Source organism: Oceanospirillum beijerinckii DSM 7166 (genome assembly GCF_000422425.1).
In the GTDB taxonomy this organism is placed as follows: domain Bacteria; phylum Pseudomonadota; class Gammaproteobacteria; order Pseudomonadales; family Halomonadaceae; genus Oceanospirillum; species Oceanospirillum beijerinckii.
The window spans coordinates 45,407-51,888 of sequence record NZ_AULT01000047.1 but is presented as its reverse complement, the minus strand read 5'-3'; the positions used below and the strand labels follow the sequence as shown (position 1 = coordinate 51,888).

The window sequence follows — 6,482 nt, the reverse complement described above, 5'->3', positions numbered from 1 at the left end:
ATGGCACATAAGTTAAGGACCAAGGCAGGACGAGCGATCTATGCCTTACGTAAACAAACGGTTGAGCCGGTCTTCGGTATTATCAAATCGGTCTTGGGCTTCCGTCAGTTCTCGCTACGAGGACTGAAGGGAGTGACAGGAGAATGGAGCTTGGTGTGTATGGCCTGGAATCTAAAACGAATAGCCAAGTTGCGCCTAAAATAAGGTATTGAACAGGGATATTCTCAAAAAATAGGAATATCCCTGCATAAATCGCAATTTTTTCTGATTTTTAAGCCTATTGACAGCTTAAGTCCGACAGGCTGCTAGGATCAAAAAAGTCTCTGATTACGAGCAATGCCGTTGTTAAACGGCTGAGTGCATACCCTTCAGGTTTTGTTCAATCAATTACTTATGATAATGGCCCTGAGAATGCCAGGCATTTAAAAATCAACGAGAAGCTAGGATGCCTCTCTTACTTCTGCCTGCCTTACCATAGCTGGGAGAAAGGGGCTGTAGAGCAAGTGAATGGTCTCATTCGCCGCTATCTACCGAAAGGCACTGACTTTTCGATGGTGACTGAGAAGCAGATCCAGGATATCGAACGAGACTTAAACACTCGTCCGAAAAAATGTCTGGGGTACCGAACACCAATTGAAATCTATAATGAACTTTATGGTGCACTTCCAGATTGAACCTGCCAGGATTCTGAGGCTGTCTAATTTTATGGGTGTCCTATTATTCTTTGTGTGCAGTACTGATGAAAAGAATGGTTTAGCGTTGCTGGAACCTGAGTTAGGACATAGGCCTTAGAGGCCAGGTGGGTGCCAAGGTCAAGCAATGCGTCTTAGGTCTCATCAAGGCTCGGACAGGTATGTTTATGAAAGAAGCCGGATATATGTACAAGTGCCATCTATTCTTCAGGAAGCCAGATCAGATAGACTGAGTGTAATTAATGATGTCAAACGGCTGGACATTGGCGAGGTGTCCATATATGTCCTTTTATTTATCCTATTTATTTTATTTATTACGCAGATCGGGCAGAGGCATTGAGCTGCTTCAGGGCATGTTTAATTAGTTTTATATGCTAAGCTTGGTGCTATCTGGATTTTCGTTAAAAGTAGTTCGGGGAATTATGTCTATATTTATAAGCTATTCTCACCAAGATGAAGGGTTTGTTAGCAAACTAGCCGGTAACTTAGTAAATAGCAATGCTCATGTTTGGGTTGATAAATGGAATCTTAATGTTGGAGACTCCATTCTTGATAAAGTACAGAATGCGATTGAAGAGTCTAGTGCTCTAATTGTTATTTTGTCTGAATCATCTGTCAGCTCTGAGTGGTGTAAGAAAGAGTTAAACTCTGCTCTGATGAGAGAATTAGACGAAAAAAGAGTGATTATTCTCCCTGTAGTGATAGATGATTGCAAAATCCCTGTCTTTCTACGTGAAAAGATGTACGCTGATTTTCGAGGCTCATTTGACCAAGGTTTTAGCTCTGTAATGGATGCGATAGCTAAGGTCACAAACCCTAATCAAAGCAGAATGGTACATGATAATTATCATGTAGATTGGGGGATGGACTGGGGGGAGTACGACGGCAGGTTTACGATGGAGTTTACTCTGGTTGAACAAGCGAAAGAGGCTCCATACACCGTACTTACTCAAGTCACTGTATTCTGTAATGAAGAAGCTTCTCAGCGTTATGAGGAATATTGTGATTTAGGATTAGATTGGTATGGGCGATTCATAATTACAAGCTTTATGTCAGAAAATATTATTACTGAAAACATAAAGCTCTTATTGAAAGACTCTACTAAAGAAATACGGAATATGAGTATGGTAGATAAAAAATCATTAAAGAGGCTTGATGTTGTTGTTACAAGCAGGCGTCTAGGGGAGGACACAGGCAAGGATATCCTTATAAATGTTTCTAGTTATATTGGTGATATTCATCGATATGTGAAAAGCATCACAAGAGATTTAAATAACTATGAAAAAGAGAAGCTTTTAACACTACCTACTGCCACCCAAAAATGACAACTCCGTGACATCCGAACCCGGTAAAATCCATTTTTACCGGGTTTTCTCTTTCTAGCCCCTCTGCAATCCCCCGAACCCCCCTGTGCATAGCCTTTCTAACTCTGTCTTTAGAATTTCTAGGGTATTCGCAAAATTATTCTCCATTTTTTCTATGCCTTAACGCGGTAAAAATAGCGGTCATTGATTAGCTAAACACCGAAAAGGTAGAACCATGACGATGTCAGAACAGCAGAGCAAAAGTGCCCGTCAGCACTGGATCTCTGTGTTGGCTAAGGCAGACAGCAAAGCGCTGCAGGATCAGTGGCAGGCTTTGGCGATTGAGCCGGAATATCAGTTTATCCGTAAGCCGGAGATCGGCTTAACCATGATGCGTGGCCGTGTGGGCGGTAGCGGTCAGCCATTTAATCTGGGGGAGATGACGTTAACCCGCTGTGCGGTGCGTCTGGCCAGTGGCAGCCTGGGTGTGAGTTATGTAGCGGGGCGTAATAAAGCCCATGCGTTAACGGCGGCTTTGGCGGATGCGTTGCTGCAGGATCGTGATTATCAGGTAGCGCTGCAAGAGCAGTTAATTGCGCCGCTGGAAGCTCAGTTGGTTGCGGCGAAGGCCGAGCGCGAAGCTAAGGCGTCGGCCACTAAGGTGGATTTCTTCACGCTGGTTCGGGGAGAAGACTAATGTCTGTGCAGGTAAATAGTATGAACCGTGGTGCAGTACGCAGTGATCTGCTGATGGCGGGTTTTGATGATGCGGTACAGGACGCGCAGAAGGTATTCCGTAAGGTGCTGAAGGCGATGAGTGAGCCGGGCACCATTCTGACTGCGGATCTGACCGATAAGACACCGGGAGCTTTGAATAAAAGCAGCTGGGAGATCGCACTGACGCTGTTTGATGCGGATACCAAAATCTGGTTAAGCCCGACACTGGCTGGCGATGATGTGGTAGTAAGCAATCTCAGATTCCACTGTCAGTGCCCTATGGTATCTGAGCCTGCTGAGGCGGATTTCGCTCTGGCTTTAGCGGATGAACTGCCTGAACTGAAGACGCTGAACTGGGGTAACTCTGAATACCCGGATCAATCCACCACTTTGATTGTGCAGGTGGAAGCGATCACCAACCAGGTACAGGATAGCGACGAAGGTTGGTGTCTGACTGGTCCGGGTATCGAGACCGAGCGAGGCCTGAGTGCGAAGGGTTTGCCATACAGTTTCCGTCTGGATCTGGTGAATAGCCGTAAGCGTTTCCCGCTGGGTGTGGACTGTGTGTTCTGTGCGGATGATCAATTGGTGGCGTTACCGCGTTCAACCGAGATTAAGCCGAGCGATAACGAAGACGGTATTCGTAATACCACTCAGCAGGAGGCCAACTAAATGTATGTTGCAGTAAAAGGCGGCGAGAAGGCGATTGATAACGCACACGCCTTAATGCGCGAGCAGCGTCGTGGTGATACGGCCATTGCTGAACTCAGCGTTGAGCAGATCAAACAGCAGCTGCCGTTGGCAGTGGATCGTGTGATGAATGAGGGTTCGGTGTATGACCCTGAACTGGCGGCGCTGGCACTGAAACAAGCCAGTGGTGACAGTGTTGAGGCGATCTTCCTGCTGCGGGCTTACCGTACCACGCTGCCACGTTTTGGTTATAGCGAGCCGGTGGATACTGAGCAGATGCAGATTGAGCGTCGTATCTCCGGCACTTTTAAGGATCTGCCGGGCGGTCAGGTGTTAGGTAGTACTTACGACTATACCCATCGTCTGCTGGATTTTGCCCTGTTAGCGGAAGGTGATAGCGCTCTGTCTGAGCCTGAACAGGCTTCTAATAATATGGGTGTCCTGCAATCTGATCTATCTGCTAACAATGTGGGTGTCCCACAATTTCCATCTGAAGCTAGGACCGAAACCAAAACCAGTGACAAGCTGGAAGCCTGCCCACGAGTGTTGGAGCTGCTGAATCAGGAAGGCCTGATCGAGCAAAGCCGTGCGGATGGTGAAGAAGACATTACACCTCGCGACCTGACCCGTCAGCCGGTGAACTATCCAGCGGAGCGTGCAGTACGTCTGCAGAATCTGATCAGGGGGGATGAGGGTTTTCTGCTGTCGCTAAGTTACGCCTCCATGCGTGGTTACGGTGATAGCCACCCGTTTGCCGGTGAGATGCGCTCTGGTCTGGTGAGTGTTGAGCTGGTGCCGGAAGAGTTGGGTTTCCCCATTGAGATCGGCGAAGTGATGCTGACCGAGTGTGAAATGGTCAACCAGTTCCACGGCAGTAAAGATCAGCCGCCACAGTTTACCCGTGGTTACGGTATCGCCATGGGCCGTGCGGAGCGTAAAGCGATGTCGGTTGCGCTGGTTGAGCGTGCCCTGCGTGCGGAAGAGCTGGGTGAAGCAGTGAACTATCCAACTCAAGATCAGGAATTTGTGTTGTCCCACACCGATTGTGTCTCGGCCAACGGTTTTGTCTCGCACCTGAAACTGCCGCACTACGTGGATTTCCAGTCTGAGCTGGAGATGATCCGTCGTTTACGTAAAGCCGCCAGTGAAGCATCTGCTCAGCCGTCTGAAGACAAGGCTGATACTGCAGGGGAGAAGATCTAATGTCGTCTCAATTGTCATCTCAATTGAATAAGCCTGCCACTCAAACCGCAGGTGCTGAAGGTTATAACTTTGCTTATCTGGATGAGCAATCCAAACGCATGCTTCGTCGTGCCATGCTAAAAGCGGTGGCGATTCCGGGTTATCAGGTGCCGTTTGGTGGTCGCGAGATGCCACTGCCTCATGGTTGGGGTACCGGTGGTATGCAGCTGACTGCGACCGTCATTGGTGAAGCCGATACGCTGAAAGTGATCGACCAGGGCGCGGATGATACTACGAATGCGGTCAGTATCCGTCGATTCTTTGCTAAAACAGCGGGCGTTGAAACCACCGAACATACGGCGGATGCCAGTCTGATTCAGACCCGTCACCGTATCCCTGAGCGTCAGCTGCGTAATGATCAGATTCTGATCTATCAGGTGCCGATTCCTGAGCCGCTGCGTTTTATCGAACCCCGTGAAACCGAGACTCGGAAGATGCACGCCCTGCGTGAATACGGCGCGATGCAGGTAAAACTGTATGAAGACGTGGCCCGTTTTGGCCATATTGCCACCAGTTACGACTACCCGGTGATGGTGAATGATCGCTATATGATGGACCCGTCGCCGATCCCTAAATTCGATAACCCGAAAATGAACCAGATGCCTGCGCTGCAGCTGTTTGGTGCCGGTTTCGAGAAACGTATCTACGCTGTGCCGCCGTACACCAAAGTGATGAGTCTGGACTTTGATGATTACCCATTTGAGGTACAGAGCTGGGAAGAGAGCTGTTCCATCTGTGGTTCCGATCACAGCTTCCTGGATGAGGTGATTATGGATGATGCAGGCAACAAGATGTTTGTCTGTTCGGATACGGATTACTGTCGCGAACGTGTTGAGCAGGGTTTTACCGCTGAGAACCCTGAAGGTCAGCAAGGGCTAACACCTGAGCCCAATCAATCCCAGCAAGAACGCAAAACCCAGGACGATACAAAAGCAGAGGAGATGGCCCCGTGAATGCTATCCAGAATGTAAATGGTCAGCCTTTGACGGGTGGCAAAGATGCGAGCGCGGAAAGGCAAGCAGGCAAGCGGCAGGATGACGCGCCTCTGTTAAGTGTGCGGGATATCTGCAAGTTCTACGCCCCAGGCAAGGGCTGTGGTGATGTTAGCTTTGATCTGTATCCGGGTGAAGTATTGGGCATTGTGGGTGAGTCCGGTTCCGGTAAATCCACGCTGTTAAGCACGCTGCCAGCTCGCTTGCAGCCCGATTCAGGTCAGGTGATCTATAACAGCGCTCAGTTTGGTGAGTTGGATCTGTATGCCTGTGATGAAGCGGAGCGTCGTGTGCTAATGCGTTCCGAGTGGGGCATTGTGCATCAACATGCTCGTGACGGTCTGCGGATGAATGTCAGTGCCGGTGCCAATATCGGTGAGCGTTTGATGGCGGTAGGTGAGCGTCACTACGGCAGCATCCGTGAGAAGGCTGAGGAGTGGCTGACAGCGGTAGAGATCGATACCGGTCGTATTGATGATCGTCCGAGTCAGTTCTCCGGCGGTATGCAACAGCGTCTGCAGATTGCCCGTAATCTGGTGACTCATCCGAAGCTGATCTTTATGGATGAGCCGACGGGCGGTCTGGATGTATCGGTACAGGCCCGTTTGTTGGATCTGCTGCGTAATCTGGTTTCTCAGTTGGGACTGTCGGTGATTATCGTGACCCACGATCTGGCGGTGGCGCGTTTGCTGGCCCACCGTCTGATGGTGATGCGACGTGGTGAAGTGGTGGAAACCGGCCTGACCGATCAGGTGCTGGATGACCCGCAACACCCTTATACCCAGTTATTGGTTTCATCCATTTTGCAGAACTGATTGAAGCACTATTTGAAGAGCCAGGCGAAC

At 49.3% G+C, this 6,482-nt stretch carries 8 protein-coding genes; all 8 read left to right on the top strand.

Features of this window, described 5'->3' with window-relative positions:
- Positions 1-204 (top strand): transposase (locus tag H579_RS0114340; protein WP_028301261.1); only part of this gene is annotated, 204 nt, incomplete at its 5' end.
- Positions 205-302: 98 nt separating this feature from the next.
- Positions 303-674, top strand: coding sequence for an IS30 family transposase (locus H579_RS29160; protein WP_157834625.1), 372 nt, complete (start codon positions 303-305; stop codon positions 672-674).
- Between the two features lie 440 nt (positions 675-1,114).
- Positions 1,115-2,017: a toll/interleukin-1 receptor domain-containing protein gene (locus H579_RS0114335; protein ID WP_028301260.1), complete on the top strand. Its 903-nt coding sequence runs from the start codon at positions 1,115-1,117 to the stop codon at positions 2,015-2,017.
- A 214-nt stretch (positions 2,018-2,231) separates the two neighbouring features.
- Positions 2,232-2,693, top strand: coding sequence for a phosphonate C-P lyase system protein PhnG (phnG, locus tag H579_RS0114330; RefSeq protein WP_084624149.1), 462 nt, complete (start codon positions 2,232-2,234; stop codon positions 2,691-2,693).
- On the top strand, positions 2,693-3,385 hold the full coding sequence (gene phnH / locus H579_RS25765; protein ID WP_051227659.1) for a phosphonate C-P lyase system protein PhnH: 693 nt from the start codon (positions 2,693-2,695) through the stop codon (positions 3,383-3,385). The genes phnG and phnH overlap by 1 nt, the downstream gene beginning before the upstream one ends.
- Positions 3,386-4,606 carry a carbon-phosphorus lyase complex subunit gene (locus tag H579_RS0114320; RefSeq protein WP_028301258.1) on the top strand — a complete coding sequence of 407 codons (1,221 nt, stop codon included), beginning with the start codon at positions 3,386-3,388 and terminating at the stop codon, positions 4,604-4,606. It begins immediately after the preceding gene.
- Entirely contained in the window at positions 4,606-5,598 is a 993-nt protein-coding gene (locus H579_RS25760; protein ID WP_084624148.1) for an alpha-D-ribose 1-methylphosphonate 5-phosphate C-P-lyase PhnJ, read from the top strand. The genes H579_RS0114320 and H579_RS25760 overlap by 1 nt, the downstream gene beginning before the upstream one ends.
- Positions 5,595-6,452 (top strand): phosphonate C-P lyase system protein PhnK, encoded by an 858-nt coding sequence (gene phnK, locus H579_RS0114310; protein ID WP_342662791.1) that lies wholly within the window; start codon positions 5,595-5,597, stop codon positions 6,450-6,452. The genes H579_RS25760 and phnK overlap by 4 nt, the downstream gene beginning before the upstream one ends.
- The last annotated feature ends 30 nt before the right edge of the window (positions 6,453-6,482 follow it).

Coding starts and splice junctions, on each gene's coding strand:
- H579_RS0114335 (WP_028301260.1), top strand. CDS start 1,115: ATGTCTATATTTATAAGCTATTCTCACCAAGATGAAGGGTTTGTTAGC.
- phnG (WP_084624149.1), top strand. CDS start 2,232: ATGACGATGTCAGAACAGCAGAGCAAAAGTGCCCGTCAGCACTGGATC.
- phnH (WP_051227659.1), top strand. CDS start 2,693: ATGTCTGTGCAGGTAAATAGTATGAACCGTGGTGCAGTACGCAGTGAT.
- H579_RS0114320 (WP_028301258.1), top strand. CDS start 3,386: ATGTATGTTGCAGTAAAAGGCGGCGAGAAGGCGATTGATAACGCACAC.
- H579_RS25760 (WP_084624148.1), top strand. CDS start 4,606: ATGTCGTCTCAATTGTCATCTCAATTGAATAAGCCTGCCACTCAAACC.